The organism is Nocardiopsis sp. iso_238 (assembly GCF_056173325.1).
In genome coordinates, this window is the sequence record NZ_CM149668.1 from 4131618 (window position 1) to 4148845 (window position 17228).

13 protein-coding genes are annotated in these 17228 nt (G+C 71.3%); 2 read left to right on the forward strand and 11 right to left on the reverse strand.

The genetic code is table 11. The features are described 5' to 3' along the window. Window positions 1-3: 3 nt before the first annotated feature. The 7 genes from murC to AC0VYL_RS18760 form a co-directional block, all read right to left on the reverse strand. A complete protein-coding gene (murC, locus tag AC0VYL_RS18730; protein WP_475481011.1) occupies window positions 4-1458 on the reverse strand; it encodes a UDP-N-acetylmuramate--L-alanine ligase in 1455 nt (484 codons plus the stop codon). Next, window positions 1455-2615, reverse strand: a complete 1161-nt coding sequence (gene murG, locus AC0VYL_RS18735; protein WP_475454539.1) for an undecaprenyldiphospho-muramoylpentapeptide beta-N-acetylglucosaminyltransferase — start codon at window positions 2613-2615, stop codon at window positions 1455-1457. Before murG ends, murC begins: the two co-directional genes overlap by 4 nt. After that, the gene (gene ftsW, locus AC0VYL_RS18740) at window positions 2612-4054 is read right to left on the reverse strand and encodes a putative lipid II flippase FtsW (RefSeq protein ID WP_475454541.1); all 1443 of its coding nucleotides are present in this window, start codon (window positions 4052-4054) and stop codon (window positions 2612-2614) included. The genes murG and ftsW overlap by 4 nt, the downstream gene beginning before the upstream one ends. A gap of 214 nt (window positions 4055-4268) precedes the next feature. Further along, window positions 4269-5735, reverse strand: coding sequence for a UDP-N-acetylmuramoyl-L-alanine--D-glutamate ligase (gene murD / locus AC0VYL_RS18745; RefSeq protein WP_475481012.1), 1467 nt, complete (start codon window positions 5733-5735; stop codon window positions 4269-4271). 4 nt (window positions 5736-5739) lie between these two features. Next, window positions 5740-6813, reverse strand: a complete 1074-nt coding sequence (gene mraY / locus AC0VYL_RS18750) for a phospho-N-acetylmuramoyl-pentapeptide-transferase (RefSeq protein WP_017544493.1) — start codon at window positions 6811-6813, stop codon at window positions 5740-5742. Continuing rightward, the gene (locus AC0VYL_RS18755; protein ID WP_475454545.1) at window positions 6810-8258 is read right to left on the reverse strand and encodes a UDP-N-acetylmuramoyl-tripeptide--D-alanyl-D-alanine ligase; all 1449 of its coding nucleotides are present in this window, start codon (window positions 8256-8258) and stop codon (window positions 6810-6812) included. The genes mraY and AC0VYL_RS18755 overlap by 4 nt, the downstream gene beginning before the upstream one ends. 389 nt (window positions 8259-8647) lie before the next feature. Then, the gene (locus tag AC0VYL_RS18760) at window positions 8648-10312 is read right to left on the reverse strand and encodes a UDP-N-acetylmuramoyl-L-alanyl-D-glutamate--2,6-diaminopimelate ligase (RefSeq protein ID WP_475454547.1); all 1665 of its coding nucleotides are present in this window, start codon (window positions 10310-10312) and stop codon (window positions 8648-8650) included. 96 nt (window positions 10313-10408) lie between these two features. Here AC0VYL_RS18760 and mmuM point away from each other — a divergent pair, with 96 nt between their 5' ends. Beyond that, entirely contained in the window at window positions 10409-11302 is an 894-nt protein-coding gene (mmuM, locus tag AC0VYL_RS18765) for a homocysteine S-methyltransferase (RefSeq protein WP_475481013.1), read from the forward strand. Window positions 11303-11695: 393 nt separating this feature from the next. Here the strand turns inward: mmuM and AC0VYL_RS18770 are convergent, their stop codons facing one another. From AC0VYL_RS18770 to mraZ, 4 genes are all read right to left on the reverse strand, one after another. Then, window positions 11696-13672, reverse strand: coding sequence for a peptidoglycan D,D-transpeptidase FtsI family protein (locus tag AC0VYL_RS18770; protein WP_475481014.1), 1977 nt, complete (start codon window positions 13670-13672; stop codon window positions 11696-11698). Continuing rightward, the gene (gene ftsL / locus AC0VYL_RS18775; protein WP_475481015.1) at window positions 13669-14136 is read right to left on the reverse strand and encodes a cell division protein FtsL; all 468 of its coding nucleotides are present in this window, start codon (window positions 14134-14136) and stop codon (window positions 13669-13671) included. The genes AC0VYL_RS18770 and ftsL overlap by 4 nt, the downstream gene beginning before the upstream one ends. An 11-nt stretch (window positions 14137-14147) precedes the next feature. Then, a complete protein-coding gene (gene rsmH, locus AC0VYL_RS18780) occupies window positions 14148-15209 on the reverse strand; it encodes a 16S rRNA (cytosine(1402)-N(4))-methyltransferase RsmH (RefSeq protein ID WP_475483537.1) in 1062 nt (353 codons plus the stop codon). Between the two features lie 274 nt (window positions 15210-15483). Next, the gene (gene mraZ / locus AC0VYL_RS18785) at window positions 15484-15915 is read right to left on the reverse strand and encodes a division/cell wall cluster transcriptional repressor MraZ (protein WP_475454555.1); all 432 of its coding nucleotides are present in this window, start codon (window positions 15913-15915) and stop codon (window positions 15484-15486) included. A gap of 309 nt (window positions 15916-16224) precedes the next feature. Here mraZ and AC0VYL_RS18790 point away from each other — a divergent pair, with 309 nt between their 5' ends. Further along, window positions 16225-17217 carry an AAA family ATPase gene (locus AC0VYL_RS18790; RefSeq protein WP_475454557.1) on the forward strand — a complete coding sequence of 331 codons (993 nt, stop codon included), beginning with the start codon at window positions 16225-16227 and terminating at the stop codon, window positions 17215-17217. Window positions 17218-17228: the final 11 nt, after the last annotated feature.

Here is a 17228-nt window from a genome sequence, read left to right on the forward strand (position 1 = left end):
CCTCTAGCTGGTTTCGGTACCTTCGGCGTTCCGCGCCAGCTCCTCCACGATCAGCGGCCCCAGCTCGGTGACGTCACCGGCGCCCATGGTGAGGACGATGTCCCCGGGGCGGGCCAGCGCGGACGCCGTGCGCACGGCGTCCGCGCGGTCCGGCACGTACCGGACGCCGTCGTGGGACACCTTCGAGGTGATGAGCTCCCCCGTCACCCCGGGCTCGGGGTCCTCGCGGGCGGCGTAGACCTCCATCACCACGACCTCGTCGGCCAGGCTCAGGGCGGCGGCGAACTCCTCCGCGAAGATCCGGGTCCGGCTGTACAGGTGCGGCTGGAACAGGGCCACGACCCGGCCCTCGGGGATCTCCTCGTCGGAGTCCTCGGAGAAGGAGCGCAGTGCGGCGCGCGTGGCGCGCAGGTCCGCGTCGATCTCGGTGGGGTGGTGGGCGTAGCTGTCGTAGACGCCCACGCCGTCGCCCTCGCCCTTGAGCTCGAAGCGGCGGGCGGCGCCCGCGAAGTCCGCGATCCCCTCGACCGCGACCTCCAGGTCGTGGCCGAGCTCGTCGGCCACGGCCACGGACGCGGCCGCGTTCAGGACGTTGTGGCGCCCGGGGACGGCCAGGGTGCCGTCGATCGGCTCGCCGTCCGCGGTGGTGAGCGTGAACTCCGTGGTGAAGCCGCGTGCGCGGATACGGGTGATCCGGTAGTCCGCGTCCTCGGCCTCTCCGTAGGTGAGCACCCTCTTGCCGCGCTCACGGGCGAGCTCCGCGACGGTGCGGGCGCCCGGGTCGTCGATCCCGACGATGAGGGTGCGCTCCACCCGGTCGACGAAGTTCGCGAAGTTCGCGTGGATCTCGTCGATGCCGCTGTAGTTGTCCAGGTGGTCGGCCTCGACGTTGGTGACCACGGCGACCTTGGGCGAGAGCATCAGGAAGGACCCGTCGCTCTCGTCCGCCTCCACCGCGATGACCTCTCCGACACCTGCGTCCGCGCCCAGACCGGTGGTGACCAGCTTGCCGCCGATGACGTACCCGGGGTCGACGCCCAGGTGCTGGAGGACCACGGTGACCATGGAGGTGGTGGTGGTCTTGCCGTGGGTGCCCGAGACCGCGATCCCCTCGCGGCCCAGCAGGAGGGCGCCCAGGGCTGCGGCCCGGGGCAGGACGCGGATGCCTCGGGCGCGCGCCTCCGCGAGTTCGGGGTTGTCCTCGCGGATGGCGGAGGAGACCACCAGCGTCTCGGCCTTGCCCAGGTTCTCGGCGGCGTGGCCCACGAAGACCTGGGCGCCCATCTGCTCGAGTTCGCGCAGGGTTTCGCTGTCACGGGCGTCGCTGCCCGAGACCTCGACCCCGGACTGGAGCAGCACGCGGGCGATGCCGGACATGCCGGCCCCGCCCAGGCCGATGAAGTGGGTGCGGCCGAGTTCGTCGACGGGGACCGGGTCGGTCGGTGTGACCAGGCTCATCGCGCGTCCTTCCCGTCGTCGTAGAAGGCGTCTTCGCCGTCGTCGTCGGACAGTTGCATCTCAGGGGTGGGCTTGTCGCCGCGGGCGATCGCGAGGACCTCCCGGGCCAGTTCGGTGTCGGCGTCGCGGCGACCCATCCGGGCGGCCGCCTCCGACATGGCCACGACGCGGTCGGTGTCGGTGAGCAGCGGGATGAGCTGGCCGGTGATCCACTCGACCGAGACGTCGGCGTTGTCGACCATCAGGCCGCCGCCCGCCTGGACGATCGGTTCCGCGTTCAGGGCCTGCTCACCGTTGCCGATGGCCAGTGGCACGAAGGCGCCGGGCAGGCCCACGGCGGTGAGTTCGGCGCAGGTCATGGCACCGGACCGGCACATCGCCACGTCGGCGGCGGCGTAGGCCATGTCCATGCGGTCCACGTAAGGGACGGCGACGTAGGGGATGCCGTCCTGGGTGAGGTCCCGGGGCTCGTCGGCGTTCTTGGGGCCGACCACGTGCAGGACCTGCACGCCCGCCTGGCGGAAGGCCGCGGCGGCCTGGAAGGCGGTCTCGTTGATGCGCTGGGCGCCCTGGGAGCCGCCGAAGATCAGCAGGGTGGGGAGGTCGGGGCGGAGGCCGAAGTAGGCGCGGGCCTTGTCGCCCATGGCCAGCCGGTCCAGCGAGGTGATCTGCTGGCGCAGCGGGATACCGATGAACCGGCCGTTGCGGATCTGGGTGTGCGGGTGTCCGGTGAACACGTGCGGGGTGAGCCGCGCGCCGAGCCGGTTGGCCAGGCCCGGGAGCGGGTTGGCCTCGTGCACCACGATGGGGATGCGTCGGCGCCGTGCCGCCAGGTAGCCGGGGGTGGCCACGTAGCCGCCGAAGCCGACGAGGACGTCGGCCTGGAGCTTGTCCAGTTGTTCACCCGCCGCGCTGAGGGCACCGGCCAGCTTGCCGGGGACCGTGAGCAGTTGCGGGGTGAGCCTGCGCGGCAGGGGAACCGCCGGGATCAGGCCCAGTTCGTAGCCGCGCATGGGGACCAGCCGGGTCTCCAGACCCCGCTCCGTTCCCAGGCAGAGGATCTCCGTGTTGGGTTCCACGCGCCGCAGCGCGTCCGCTAGGGAGAGTGCGGGCTCGATATGCCCGGCCGTGCCGCCTCCGGCGAGGGCTACCCTCATCGTCGCCGATTCCTCCTTGGCCGGTCACCCGCCGGGACCGGTCCGCTGTTGTTCTTGGCCGTGGTCTTGGCACCAGTCCTGGCGCCGCGCTCACCCGACTTGCGCGGGGTGCGCGACGCTGTGGTGCGCTTGGAGGGCGTCGAACCGCTCTGATTACGGACGGAAGCGACGATGTTCTCCAGGCCAAGCCAGCTTAGAGCCCTTTGGACCCGAGTGGGACCCCGGGCGGCCAGGGCCTTCTGGGCCTCGGGCTCGTTCCGGGCGATGGCGAGCAGCACCCCGAGCGAGATCATCGTCGGGATGAGCGCGGAGCCGCCGTAGGAGACGAGGGGCAGCGGGATGCCGGTCACGGGGACCAGGCCGATGACGGCCGCGATGTTGATCATGGACTGGCCGATGATCCAGGTCACGATGGCGAAGGCGGCGAGCCGGGAGAACGGGTCCTTCACCCGGAAGGCCACCCGCAGACCGGCGTAGCCCAGCATGCCGAACAGGCCGAGGACCAGCAGGGAGCCGAGGAGCCCGAACTCCTCACCGATGATGGCGAAGATGAAGTCGGACTCGGCGAAGGGCAGGAAACCCCACTTCTCACGGCTGGCGCCGATACCGACCCCGAAGAGCCCCCCGGTGCCCAGGGCGTACAGGCCGTGCAGGGACTGGAATCCGGAACCGCTCGGGTCCGACTCGGGGTCGAGGAACACGGCGATACGGGTCATGCGGAAGGGCTCGATCGCGATGACGATCGCGGCCAGGCCCAGGACCAGGCCGAACATGACCACGAAGAGCCGCGCGGGCGCGCCCACCACCCAGAGCAGGCTCAGGAAGATGAGCAGCAGCACCAGCGAGGTGGACAGGTCCGAGCCCAGGAGCACGAGGAGCACGAGGAGACCACAGCCCGGCACCAGCGGGATCAGCAGGTGCCGCCACTCGGTGAGGTCCTTCAGCTCCTCCTTGCGGGCCAGGATGTTGGCGCCCCACAGGGCGAAGGCGAGCTTGGCCGGTTCGGAGGGCTGGATGACCAGGCCGCCGATCTCCAGCCACCGCATGGCGCCGTTGACCTCGGTGCCCTGGAACGCGGTGAGCAGCAGCAGCGCCACGGACAGGATCATCGCCGGGTAGCCGACCATGCGGAAGACCCACAGGGGCAGCTGGGAGGCGATCACCATGAGCGGCAGGCCGATCATGGCCGACACCATCTGGCGCTGGACCACGGAGAAGGCCGAGCCGGTCTCGGTGATGGAGTTGACCATCGTCGAGGACAGCACCATGACGAGGCCCAGGGAGATGAGCATCACCGCGGTACTGAGGATCAGGTAGTAGGAGGTGAGGGGTCGGTCCAGGGACCGGGCCCACTCACGCCAGACGCCCCGTTCGCGGCCACCGGCCGCCGTGCGCTCCCGGGTGCGGGACACCCCGGGAACCGTTGTCGTCGCCGCCATCCACACCCTCCGCACGATTCGCGCCTCAATACTTGCGTACCGGCGGGTCGGGAACCGTGGACATTTCCCGCGTGTTGGCCATCTTTGGCGCTGCGCGGGGTGCCACGCGACACACAGGAGGCCACCCGCACGTCCGAAATGACGCAGGGGTGGCCTCCGGTGACTCAGCGCCAGCTTCGGGCCGCCGTTCCGCCCGGCCCGTGTCCGGTGCCGCTCAGGACAGGCGGTGGACGGCCTCGGCGAAGAAGCGGCCCCGCTCCGGGTAGTTGGTGAACATGTCCATGGAGGCGGCGGCCGGGGCCAGCAGCACCGTGTCGCCCTCCTCGGCCAGGGCGGCGGCCCGGGCGACCACCGCGTCCATCACCGTGTGCCCGGCGGGCGCGTCGGGCTCGGGGCCCTCCACCTCCACCACCGGGACCTCCGGGGCGTGTTCGGCCAGGGCCTCGCGGATCCGCTCGCGGTCGGCGCCGATCAGCACCGCGCCGCGCAGACGGGCGGCGGCCCCGGCGACGAGTCCGCCCACCTCGGCCCCCTTGAGCAGGCCGCCCGCGATCCACACCACCGAGTCGTAGGAGTTCAGCGACGCGGCGGCGGCGTGCGGGTTGGTGGCCTTGGAGTCGTCCACGTAGTCCACGCCCGCGACCGAGGCCACGTGCGCGATGCGGTGGGGTTCGGGCACGAAGGCGGTCAGCCCCGCCCGGACCGAGGCGGGCGCGACCCCCAGCGAACGGGCCAGGGCCGCGGCGGCCAGGGCGTTGGCGACGTTGTGCGGCGCGGCCGGCCGTACGTCGCCCAGGGTGGCGAGCTCCTCGGCGCTGCTCGGCTCGTCCACGAAGGCGCGGTCCACCAGCAGGTCCTCGACCACGCCGAGCTCACCGGCGCGCGGTGTGTCCAGGCGCAGGCCCACCACCGGGGTGTGCGGGTCGCCCTCCTCCTCGGCCAGTCGGACCGACCACGCGTCGGCGGTGTTGACCACGCGGATCGTGCCCCGGGCGAACACCCTGCCCTTGGTGCGGGCGTAGGGCTCCAGTCCGCCGTGCCAGTCCAGGTGGTCGGGGGCGACGTTGAGGACGGTGGCGGCGTGGGGGCGGACGCTGTTCGACCAGTGCAGCTGGAAGCTGGACAGCTCCACCGCGAGGACGTCGTGCACGTGGCCGTCGTCGTCGGGCAGCACCGCGTCCACGATCGGGGTGCCGACGTTGCCCACCGCGAGCGCGTCGCGGCCGTCCGCGCGCAGGATGGACTCCAGCATGCGCACGGTGGTGGTCTTGCCGTTGGTGCCGGTGATGGCGAGCCACACCTGGTCGGCGGGCTTGAGCCGCCAGGCCAGCTCCACGTCCCCGATGACCTCCACTCCGGCCTCGGCGGCGCGGAGCAGGAGCGGGGAGTCGGGACGCCAGCCGGGCGAGGTGACCACGAGGTCGCAGTCCTCGGGCAGCGGGGTGTCGCCCAGGACGACCTCGGCACCGGCCTCGGTCAGTGCGGCGGCCACAGGGCGGGTGGTGTCGTCGTCGCGGCCGTCGACGACGACCACCCGGGCACCCCGGGCCAGGAGGGCCCTGGCGACGGGGGGCCCGGAGACACCCAGACCGGCGACGCAGACCCGAGCGCCCGCGAGGGGGTCGTCTCCCCCCGCGGGGGCGGCGGTGCGGGACGGGTCGGAAGGATGGAGGTGCGGCATGCCTCTAGCTTGGCATCCATTCCAGGTAGAAGAGCCCGATGGCGATCGCCATGAACAGGCCCTGGATGATCCAGAACCGGATGACGATGGTGGTCTCCGCCCAGCCCTTCAGTTCGAAGTGGTGCTGGAGCGGCGCCATGCGGAACACCCGTTTGCCGGTGAGGCGGAACGAGGTGATCTGGATCATCACGGACATGGTGATGATGACGAACAGGCCGCCGATGAGGAGCAGCAGGAGCTGCGTGCGGGTGGTGATGGCCAGGCCCACGATGAGGCCGCCCAGGGCCAGCGACCCGGTGTCGCCCATGAAGATCTTGGCGGGCGGGGCGTTGAACCACAGGAAGCCGATGCACGAGCCGAGCACGGCGGAGGCCACCACGGCCAGGTCCAGGGGGTCGCGGACCGTGTAGCAGCTGGAGGTGAGCGCCTCCACGCAGGACTGACGCAGCTGCCAGTTGCCGATGATGACGTACGCGGCCAGCGACAGGATGGTCGCGCCGGTGGCCAGACCGTCCAGGCCGTCGGTGAGGTTCACCGCGTTGGAGAAGCCCACGATGAGGAACAGCGCCCAGATCACGAACACGCCGATCATCAGCGGCGGTCCGAAGTCGCGGAGGAACGACAGCTGGGGGGCGGCGGGGGTGTAGCCGTAGCCGTTGGGGAACTGGGTGACGCCGTAGGCGAAGCCGACGCCGATGACGGCCTGGCCGACCATCTTGGCGCCGCTGCGCAGACCGAGGCTGCGGCGCTTGTAGATCTTGATGAAGTCGTCCAGGAAGCCGACACAGCCCATGCCGACGAACAGGAACATCACGAGCAGGCCGGAGGCCGTGGGCCCGGAGGCGGCCGGCTGGATCGCCCAGAGGAGCAGGTGGGAGCCGAAGTAGCCCACCACCGCGCCGAGGATGATCACGATGCCGCCCATGGTGGGCGTGCCCTGCTTGGTCTTGTGGCCCTCGGGTCCGTCGTCGCGGACCTCCTGGCCGAACTTGAACCGGTACAGGAGCTTGATGAGCGGCGGCATCAGCACCATGGAGATGATCAGCGAGAGCCCCGCCGCTATGGTGATGCCGATCACTGGACATCACCCTTGGTGATGAGGTCGATGACCCTTTCGAGCGCAGCCACGCGCGATCCCTTCACAATGACAACGTCTCCTGTGCGCATCCGTTCGCGCACCGCGTCGGCTGCCGCCTCCGCGTCGGGAACCCGGATGCTCTCACCGCGCCACCGCCCCTGCTGGGCGGCGCGTTCGGCGCCGACTGCGATCCCCTCGGCCGCCGCTCCGACCACGACCAGGTGGGCCACCCCGGTCTCGGCGGCGAGCTCACCCACGTTCTCGTGCTCGGCCCCGCCGTCGTCACCGAGCTCGGCCATGTGGGCGAGCACCGCGATGGACCGGCTGTCCCGGGCGAGCGCGCCCAGGGTGGTCAGCGCCGCCCGCATCGACTCGGGGTTGGCGTTGTAGGCGTCGTTGACGAGGGTGACACCGTGGTGTTCGGTGACCTCCATGCGCCAGCGGCTGACCGGGGTCGCCGCGCCCAGGGCGGCGGCGATGTCTTCGATGTCCATCCCGAGGTCGTCGGCGACGGCCGCGGCGGCCAGCGCGTTGCTGACCTGGTGGGCGCCGACCAGTCCCAACCGGACCGGGGCCGTGCGGCCGCGCAGGTTCAGGGTGAAGGACGGGGCGCCGTCGGTACCGATGGCGATGTCCGTGGCGCGCACCTGGGCGTCCTCGGCGGTGCCGTAGAGCACCACGCGGGCCTCGGTGCGGGAGTGCATGGCGCGCACGAGCGGGTCGTCGGCGTTGAGGACGGCCACGCCGCCCTCACCGCGCCGTTCTCCGCCGGGCGGCAGGGACTCCACGAGTTCGCCCTTGGCCTTGGCGATGGCGTCGCGGCCGCCGAACTCGCCCATGTGGGCGCTGCCGACGTTGAGGACGACACCGATCCGGGGCGGGGCGACGCGGCACAGGTGGGCGATGTGCCCGATCCCGCGTGCGGCGACCTCCAGCACGAGGTTCCTGGTGTCGGTGTCCGCGCGGAGCACCGTGAGCGGGTGGCCGATCTCGTTGTTGAACGAGCCCGCGGGGGCGACGGTGGGGCCCAGTTCTCCGACGACCTGGGCGATGAGGTCCTTGGTGGTGGTCTTTCCGGAGGAGCCGGTGACCCCCACGACCTCCGTGGTGGCCGTTCCGCGCGCGGGGTCGCTGAGTTCGATGGCCACGTGCCGGGCGAGTCGGGCCAGGGCCGTCACCACCTCGTCGTCGCCGCCGTCCACCAGCAGGTGGGGGGCGTCGACCGGGCGAGAGGCCAGGACCGCGACGGCTCCGGCCGCCACGGCGGACGCGGCGAAGTCGTGTCCGTCGACCCGCTCGCCGCTCAGGGCGACGAAGAGCGCTCCTGGCGCCACCTGTCGGGAGTCGATGACGACGGGGCCGTCGACGACGGCGTCGGGGCGCGCTGATCCGCCGATGGCGGTTTGGGTGATCTCAGCGATCCGATCGAGCGTGAGCGCGATCAAATCCACTCCTCATGTCAGGCCCGGCCCACGGCGCCCCAGGGGCATTGGCCACCCGGCCTCGGGATCGGGTCAGGGGATGGCACCGCGGATACCGTGCGCGCGGTGCCGCGCCGGGCCACGGACTCCGGCTGGTGCCGGGCCGAGGGCGCCTGGGTGGGCGGCACGTGTCGGGCTGCGATTGCCGGACCTACCTTAGAACATGTTGGGGTGTCTGGGGTCCCGGCAGGGCCCTGTGCGGAGCAATATGCTCCACTTCGTGACCGTCGACACGCACCGCGCGTGTGATTCGTGCACGTCACGGAGGGGCACACCACCGGGACGCGGTCTGGGACCGCGTCCCGGAAAGAGGTCGGCACCAAGTTTCGGCGCGCCTCGGGTGTGTCGTGGCGTCAGCCCTCGTCGGGCACCCGGTGGACGTTCTGGAGGGCGTTGCCCAGCCGCTCGCTGGCCCGGGTGCGCAGGGCGTCCTCGATGGCGCCCCGCAGGACCTCGCGGTCGTCGAAGGGCAGGACCTCGCCCTTGACGTACTGGCCGGTCTCGTGGCCCTTGCCCGCGACCACCACGACGTCGCCGGGGCCGGTCCGGTGCACGCCCAGGCCGATCGCCTCGGCGCGGTCGAACTCCACGGTGACCCGCGCCCGCTGGTCCTCGGGGACCTTGGCGACGCCGTCCAGCATCGCGGAGGCGATGGAGACCGGGTCCTCGGTGCGCGGGTTGTCGTTGGTGATGATCAGCTGGTCGGCGAGGCGCGCGGCGGCCTCGCCCATCAGCGGACGCTTGGCCCGGTCCCGGTCGCCGCCGCAGCCGACCACCATGGTGACCTGGCCGTCGGTGGTCTCCCTCAGGGCGCTGAGCACGGCCTCGATGGCGCCGGGCTTGTGCGAGTAGTCCACCAGGGCCGCGAAGTCCTGCGACCCCGACGAGCCGCGCACCTCGACCGGCTCCATGCGGCCCGGCACACCGGGAGCGGCGGCCACGCCGGCGATCGCCGTCTCCAACGGGATCCCGGCCTCGACCAGGCCCACGACGGCCGCCATGGCGTTGGAGACGTTGAACGGACCGGGCAGCGCCACCGAGGCACGGGCCTCCATGCCGCCGGGGCCCACGATGCGGAAGGTGCTGCCGGTGGCGCCGAGGACGACGTCCACCGCCGTCCAGTCCGCCGCCATGGCGTTCTCCGGGCCCGCGTCCGAGGCGCCCTCCACCGCGAAGGTGGTCACCGGGACCGCGCCGCGCCCCTGGACCATGTCCACCAGCGCGCGACCGAACCGGTCGTCGGCGTTGACCACGGCGATGTCGCAGTACTCGGGCGAGAACAGGCGCGCTTTGGTGTCGAAGTAGTCGCGCAGGTCCGAGTGGAAGTCCAGGTGGTCCTGGGACAGGTTCGTGAAGATCGCCACGTCGTAGCGGGTCCCGCCCACGCGGCCCAGGGCCAGGGCGTGGCTGGAGACCTCCATGGCGGCGGCGGTCGTCCCGTGCTCGCGCATGACCGCGAACAGACCGTGCAGGTCCGTGGCCTCCGGCGTGGTCAGCGAGGAGGCGACGCGTTCGTCGCCCACACGCATCTCCACGGTGCCGACCAGGCCCGTGCTCATCCCGGCGTGACGCATGCCGGACTCGATCAGGTAGGTGACCGTGGTCTTGCCACTGGTCCCCGTGGTACCGACCAGGAGCAGGTCCTGGGCCGGGTCGTCGTAGACCCAGGCCGCGACCGTTCCCAGCGCGGCGCGCGCGTCCGGCACGACCAGCACGGGCAGGCCGGACTCGGCGGCGCGGTCGGCGCCCGCGGCGTCGGTCAGGATCGCCGCGGCCTCGGCCACGGCCACCTGCTTGGAGAAGTCGGCGCCGTGCGCGCGGGTCCCCGGCAGGGCGGCGTACAGGTCGCCCTGCCGCACCCTGCGCGAGTCGTGGGTGATACCGCGGACATGGATCTCCCGTTCGGGCATGTCCGCTGGACGGTCCGCGCCGAGGTCGGGGCGCAGGAGTGTGGCGTCCGACCCCAGCAGCGCTGCGAGGGCGGACAGTGGACGGAGTTTGGCGTGTTCAGGTCGCATTACCGGTGGCACGTGTGGAGGTTAACGGCTGCGGGGGACCTCTCGGTAATTTCCACGCTGCCCGCGGGCGATACTTCACCCGAAGGAGGTGCCACCATGACACGCCCACTCGTGCTGGACGGAGGCCTGGCCACGAGCCTGGAGGCCCACGGCCGCGACCTCGGCGGGGGCCTGTGGTCCGCCCGTCTCCTCGCGGAGGAGCCCGAACTCGTCGCCCGGGTCCATCGGGAGTACTTCCAGGCTGGCGCGGACGTCGCCATCACCGCCAGCTACCAGGCCAGCGTCGCCGCCCTCACCCGGCGCGGCCACTCCCGCGCCGACGCCCAGGGCCTTCTCTCCCGCTCGGTGGAACTCGCCCGCACCGAGCGCGACGCCTTCGGCCGCGGCCTCGTGGCCGCCAGTGTGGGCCCCTACGGCGCCACTCTCGCGGACGGCTCCGAGTACACCGGCGCCTACGGTCTCACCGAGGACCAGCTCTACCAGTGGCACCGCGAACGCTGGCGGATCCTCACCGACAGCGGCGCCGACCTGGTGGCCTGCGAGACCCTGCCCTCCCTCCCCGAGGCCCGGGCCCTCGCCCGCCTCCTGGAGGAGACCCCCCACGTCCGCGCGTGGTTCAGCTTCTCCTGTGCCGACGCCGAGCACATCAGCGACGGCACGCCCCTCCGCCGGGTCGCGGCCGAGCTCGCCCCGCTCCACGACCGCCTGCTGGCCGTGGGCGTGAACTGTGTCCCGCCCGGCGACGTGTCCTCCCTCCTCCGCGAGGTCGCCAGCACCGGCCTGCCCGGGGTCGCCTACCCGAACTCCGGTGAGTTCTGGGACGCCGGGGCCCAGCGGTGGACCGGGACCACCGACCCCGAGGACTTCGGCCGCGCCGCCGCCCGGTGGATCACCGACGGCACCGCGCTCGTGGGAGGCTGCTGCCGCACCGGCCCCGAACACGTCCGCGCCATCCGGTCCCTCGTGGACTCCCTCCCTGCCGGTTCTTAGTCTCTCTGCGCGGATCGTCCTTCGTGTCGCGTCTGGTCAATGTCGGATGGCTTTCGCGGGCTATCCACCCATCCACACCTCGGGAGAGGAGGCCAGCCCATGAATCCGGTCAACGCGGGCATGGAGGTCACTCTCGCCGTAGGCTCACCAGTGACAGCAACAAACGAAGGTGGATGTCGGTTTTGTCTGTTTCTCGACAAGTTGGAAAATCGAGCGCTTGCCACCGGTAAGTTCCCAGGTGAAAAAGTCTGCTCCCCGCGCACGCGGGGATGGTCCCGCCACGAGAGCGTGAGCGCGGAGGACATCCGTCTGCTCCCCGCGCACGCGGGGATGGACCCGGCCGCATCCTCCGGATCGGGCGGGTGCCGCCGGGTGGCGGCTCCCGCCCGTGGGTCAGCGGTCCTCTTCGTCCTCGAAGAGGCGGATGGCCGGGGGCTCGGTGTCCGTCGGAGGGACCTTCATGGTCTTGAGGGCGAAGGACATGATGTCGTTGAACACCGGTCCCGCGGCCTCGCCGCCGTAGTAGGTCTCCTTCGGGTTGTGCAGGACCACCTGGACGACGAGCTCGGGGTCGTCGGCGGGGGCGAAGCCCGCGAACGTCGCCGTGTAGCCGCCGCCGTCGTAACCGCCGGTCTCCGGGTTGATCCGGTTGGCGGTACCGGTCTTGCCCGCGACGCGGTACCCCTCGATGCGGGCCTGGGGCGCGGTGCCCTCGTCGCCGGTGACGGCCTCGAGCATCAGGGCGAGCCGGTCGGCGGTCTCCTTGCTGACCACCCTGGTCTTCTCGGGCTCCTCGGAGGGGGTGAACTCCCCGTCCGTGTCGACGGTCCCGGCGATGAGCCGGGGCTCCACGCGGACCCCGTCGTTGGCGATGGTCGCGTAGACGGAGGCCATCTGGGCGGCGTTCACCGACAGGCCGTGCCCGATGGACACCGACGGCAACTGGGTCCCCCACCAGTCGTCGGGCTCGGTGAGCACCCCCGACTCCTCACCCGGCAGGGCAAGACCGGTGGGCTGTCCCAGACCGAAGTCCTTCATGTAGGAGTGCAGCACCCCGGCCTTGACCTGGTCCGCGATCTTGATGGTGCCCACGTTGCTGGACTGCGCCATGATGCCGTTGACGGTCAGCCGCTGGGTGCCGTTGTTCGTGGAGTTGCGGAAGGTCTGGTCGTAGTACTGGAGGGTGTACGGCACCGTGTACACCGTCTCCGGTGTGGTCAGCTCCTCCTCCAGCGCGGCGGCGACCGTGATCACCTTGTTGGTACTGCCCGGCTCGAAGGTCTCGGCCACGGCTCCGTTGGACCACTCCTCCGGACCGGTGGCCGCGATGTCGTTCTGCGAGTAGGACGGGTAGTCCGCCATCGCGAGGATCTCCTGGTCGGTGTTGGTGACGATGGCGCTTCCGCCCTCGGCGTCCAACTCCTCCACGCGTTCCGCCAGCGCCTGCTGGACGAACCACTGGAGGTCGCGGTCCAGGGTCAGGCGCACGTCCTGCCCGGGCTCGGGCTCACGCACCAGACCGCCCGCCATGGGGATCTGCGTTCCGTCGTTGCCCACCTCGACCTGCCGCTTGCCGGCCTCACCGGCGAGCGTCGAGTCCAGGTAGCCCTCCAGCCCTTCGAGGCCGTGCCCCTCCGAGCCGACGAACCCGACCAGGTCGGCGGCGCCGGTCTCGTCCGGGTAGACGCGTTCGTAGGCCACCTCGGCGCCCACCCCGGACAGGCCGAGGTCGCGCATCTCCTGCCAGTCCCCCGGCGACACCTTGTCGGCCACCACCTGGTAGCGGCTGGGGGCGGCGTCGACCTTGGCCTCGACCTCCTCCTGCTCCAGGTCGAAGCGGGTGACCAGTTCGTCCACGAGCTGGTCGCGCTCCTCCGCCTCGACCTCTTCGGGGTCGACGAAGACGGTGCGGACCTCGGCGGACAGCGCGAAGGGGTTCCCCCCGGCGTCGGTGATCTGCCCGCGCAGGGTGGGGATGTCGATGGTCTGGAGCCGCAGGTTGGCGGCGGCCTCGGCGTAGCGCTCGGCGTCCACCCCCTGGATCTGGGTGAGCCTCCCGGCGAACAGCATGAGGATCACCACGATGATCGCCCCGCCGATTTTGATCCGCTTGTTCGGATCACCCGGCTGGAAGGTGCGCCGCAGGAGCGGCGGCGGGGGCAGCGGGGCCGGGCTCCTGCGCCGCGCCCGGTCACCGCCCCTCCTCACCTCGCGAGCGGACCCTCCACGCTTCGATCCGGAGCTCGCGCGGGCCCCGCTGGCGGGGCGCCGGGGTTCGCGTTGGGGACGCTTGCTGGGCCGGGACCCGGAGCGTCCCGCCGCTCCGGGTCCTCGGGGGTCATGGGGGCGGCGGTCCCGGGGGTTGCTCACTCTCCGCTCCCAGCGTTCCCGGTGTCCGTACCGTTGTCACCGCTGATCTCACCGCTGTCGAGGTCGAGGAAGAGCGGAGCGTCCCCCTGCTCCATCCCCATGTCCTCGGCCTCGTTCGCGATCCGCTCGGAGGTCTCCATGTGGGCCACCGACTTCTCCAGCTCCTGTTCCACGTAGGACATCTCCCGGTTCTCCGACTGGAGACTGGTGATGGTGTACGCCTCCTGGGCGACGACGCTGCGGAGCACCAGCAGCGACACCAGTGCGCCGCCGAGCAGGCACAGGATGAGCAGGACGAAGGGGATCTTCGGCGCGGGGCCGGTACCGCCTGGGCGGGTGGTGCGAGTGGTCGCCGCGGGACGCGCTGGACGCTTGGGCGCCGTGGGGCGTTTGGTGGCCCCGGTACGCCTCGTGGTCGTCGCGCGCCCCTTGGTGGTGCGGCGTGTGTCCGTCTTCGTGCCCATCTCTGGTCTCCCTACTGCCGCGACGGCCAGCGCACGCGTTCGGCCGCCCGGAGGCGTGCCGACTGTGCGCGCGGGTTGCGTTCGTTCTCTTCGTCCGTGGGGAGTTCCGAGCCCCTGGTGAGGAGTCGGAGTTCCGGTTGGCGGTCCGGGAGGGGGACCGGAAGGTCGGCGGGCGTGGTGTCGGTGGCCAGGGAGGCGAGGGCCCTCTTGGTCATCCGGTCCTCCAGCGAGTGGTAGGACAGCACCGCGATGCGGCCACCGACGTCCAGGCGGGAGATCGCGGCGGGCAGGGTCTCCTTGAGGATGGAGAGCTCGGCGTTGACCTCGATGCGCAGGCCCTGGAAGGTGCGCTTGGCGGGGTGACCGCCGGTGCGGCGGGTGGCGGCGGGGATGGCCTCGCGCACCAGTTCGGCCAGTTCCCGGGTGGAGTCGATGCGGCCCTGGGCGCGGCGGCGTTCGATCGCCCTGGCGACGCGGGAGGCGAAGCGCTCCTCGCCGTAGGTGCGCAGGACCCGGGTGAGTTCGGCGACGGGGTAGTCGTTGACGACCTCGGCGGCGGTGAGCGCCTGGGTGCCGTCCATGCGCATGTCGAGGGGCGCGTCGTGGGCGTAGGCGAACCCGCGTTCGGTCTCGTCCAGCTGCGGCGAGGAGACGCCGAGGTCGAGCAGGACCGCGTCGGCGTGCTCCGCCCCGGCCTCGTCGAGGGCGCGCGGGATGTCGGAGTAGACGGCGTGGACGAAGTGGGTCCGGTCCGCGTAGGGCGCGAGGCGCCTGGCGCTGCGCTCCAGGGCGGTGGTGTCCCGGTCCACACCGACCAGTCGCATGGTGGGGCAGGCCTTGAGCAGGGCCTCGGAGTGGCCGCCCAGCCCGAGGGTGCCGTCGACGAACACCGCCCCGGGCCTGCTGAGCGCCGGTGCGAGCAGTTCCACGATCCGGTCGAGCATGACCGGTACGTGCAGCGGGTCGATTCCCGCTCTCGCCGCCTGGACACGGGCGGCGATATCGTCCTGCGTGGCCCCTTGGTGCGCCGAGCCGTCCCCGTCGGGCCGCTCGTGCTGCCGGTTGTCCCCCATGCGCTGCTGTTCCTCCACGCTGTCGCGATCTCCCCCTGGGTCCGTGCCGCGCACCGGGTGCGCTTCACGGTGTCCTTCGCGTGGCCCCTCCGAAGTAACCGGAGGGCCTCCGGACACGGCCGCTATTGTCCACCTTTCAGCGGACGAACGCTCACGACCTGGCACCGGGGAAGTCGCGCCAGCTCGTGTGACCGTCTCCGGAGACCGCCCCCGGTCCCGGCGTTGCATGGACTGCGTGCTGGTGGTTCGGGGCGTTCCAGCGCCCGCCCCGCCGTCACAGCACCCCGGGCAGCACCTCCTCTGAGAGTTGCGAGAACGCCTGCTCCTGCTCGGTCTCGTACTCCGACCACGCCGCGGCGTCCCAGATCTCCAGGCGTGTGTTGGCCCCGATGACGACGCACTCGCGGTCCAGGCCCGCGTAGACGCGCAGCTTCGACGGGATCGTGACCCTGCCCTGCTTGTCGCAGGACTCGTCGGACGCGCTGGCGAAGAGGACGCGGCTGTAGTCGCGGACCGCCTTGGCGGTGACCGGTGCGGAGCGCAGGGCGTCGGTGACGCGGCGGAACTCGTCCGCCGGAAAGACGTAGAGGCAGCGCTCCTGGCCCTTCGTGATCACCAGACCCCCCGACAGTTCGTCGCGGTACTTCGCGGGAAGGAACAGCCGTCCCTTCTGATCGAGGCGAGGTGTGTGGGTGCCGAGGAACACACACTCACCCCCTCACCCCTATGCGGAGAATTCACCCTCTCCACGGTGCTCCACCTTACTCCACTCTTCCCCACCGTCAACAGCTTCAATCCGCATTCGGACGCTGAAGAATCGACAAATGCGCAGGTCAGAAAGTTGAGTTCGGAGCGGTGGCCGAGAGGGGCACCGTGACGCCCGCGTGCGTCGCACCCCTCCCCCATCCCTGGGGCGGCGGTTCGGCGACCGATTCCGGCATTTTGGTTTGCAAGGGATCTGATTGGCCCTAGCCTCGGAGCGAAACACGCAGGCACACCGAGCGAGAGGGTTCTCGTGTCACTCGGCACACAGCATGACGGTCACGGGGGCGGCGTCCGAGGAGACGTCGGTGCCGTTGTCGCCGTCGCCGGACGCGTCCGCGGCGCGATCGAGACGGTCATCGAGGGCAAGCCCGACGTGCTGCGCATCGCGCTGACCGTCCTGCTCGCGGAGGGCCACCTCCTCGTCGAGGACGTCCCCGGTGTGGGCAAGACGATGATGGCCAAGGCCCTGGGCCGCGCCGTGGACTGCTCGGTGCAGCGCGTCCAGTTCACCCCGGACCTGCTCCCGAGCGACATCACCGGGGTGAGCGTCTACCACCAGGACCGCAACGAGTTCGAGTTCAACCCGGGCCCGGTCTTCGCCAACATCGTGCTCGGTGACGAGATCAACCGCGCCTCACCCAAGACGCAGTCGGCCCTCCTGGAGTGCATGGAGGAGCGCCAGGTCAGCGTGGACGGCCAGACCCGCGCCCTGGAGCGGCCGTTCATGGTCGTGGCCACGCAGAACCCTGCCGACATGGAGGGCACCTACGCTCTCCCCGAGGCGCAGCGGGACCGCTTCATGGCCCGCGTCTCGGTGGGCTACCCCTCCCCCCAGGCCGAGCTCGACATGATCGACAGCCACAGCGCCGGTTCGCCGCTGGACCAGCTGGCCCCGGTCACCAACGCCGCGGAGATCCGCTCCCTGGTGGACCACGTGCACAACGTGCACATGGCTCCGGGCATGCGCCGCTACGTCGTGGACCTGGTCAACTCCACCCGGACCGCCCCCGAGCTCAAGCTGGGCGCCTCGCCCCGGGCCACCCTGCACCTGGTCCGCGCCGCGCGGGCGCACGCCGCCCTGGAGGGCCGCCACTACGTCGTCCCCGACGACGTGCAGGCCCTGGCCGTCCCGGTCCTCGCCCACCGGCTGCTGCCCGGCCCCGAGGCGCAGATGGAGAGGCTCAGCGCCGAGCAGATCGTCGCCAAGCTGGTCTCCCGGCTGCCCGTGCCCGGCCCCCGCTGACCCTCCTCCCC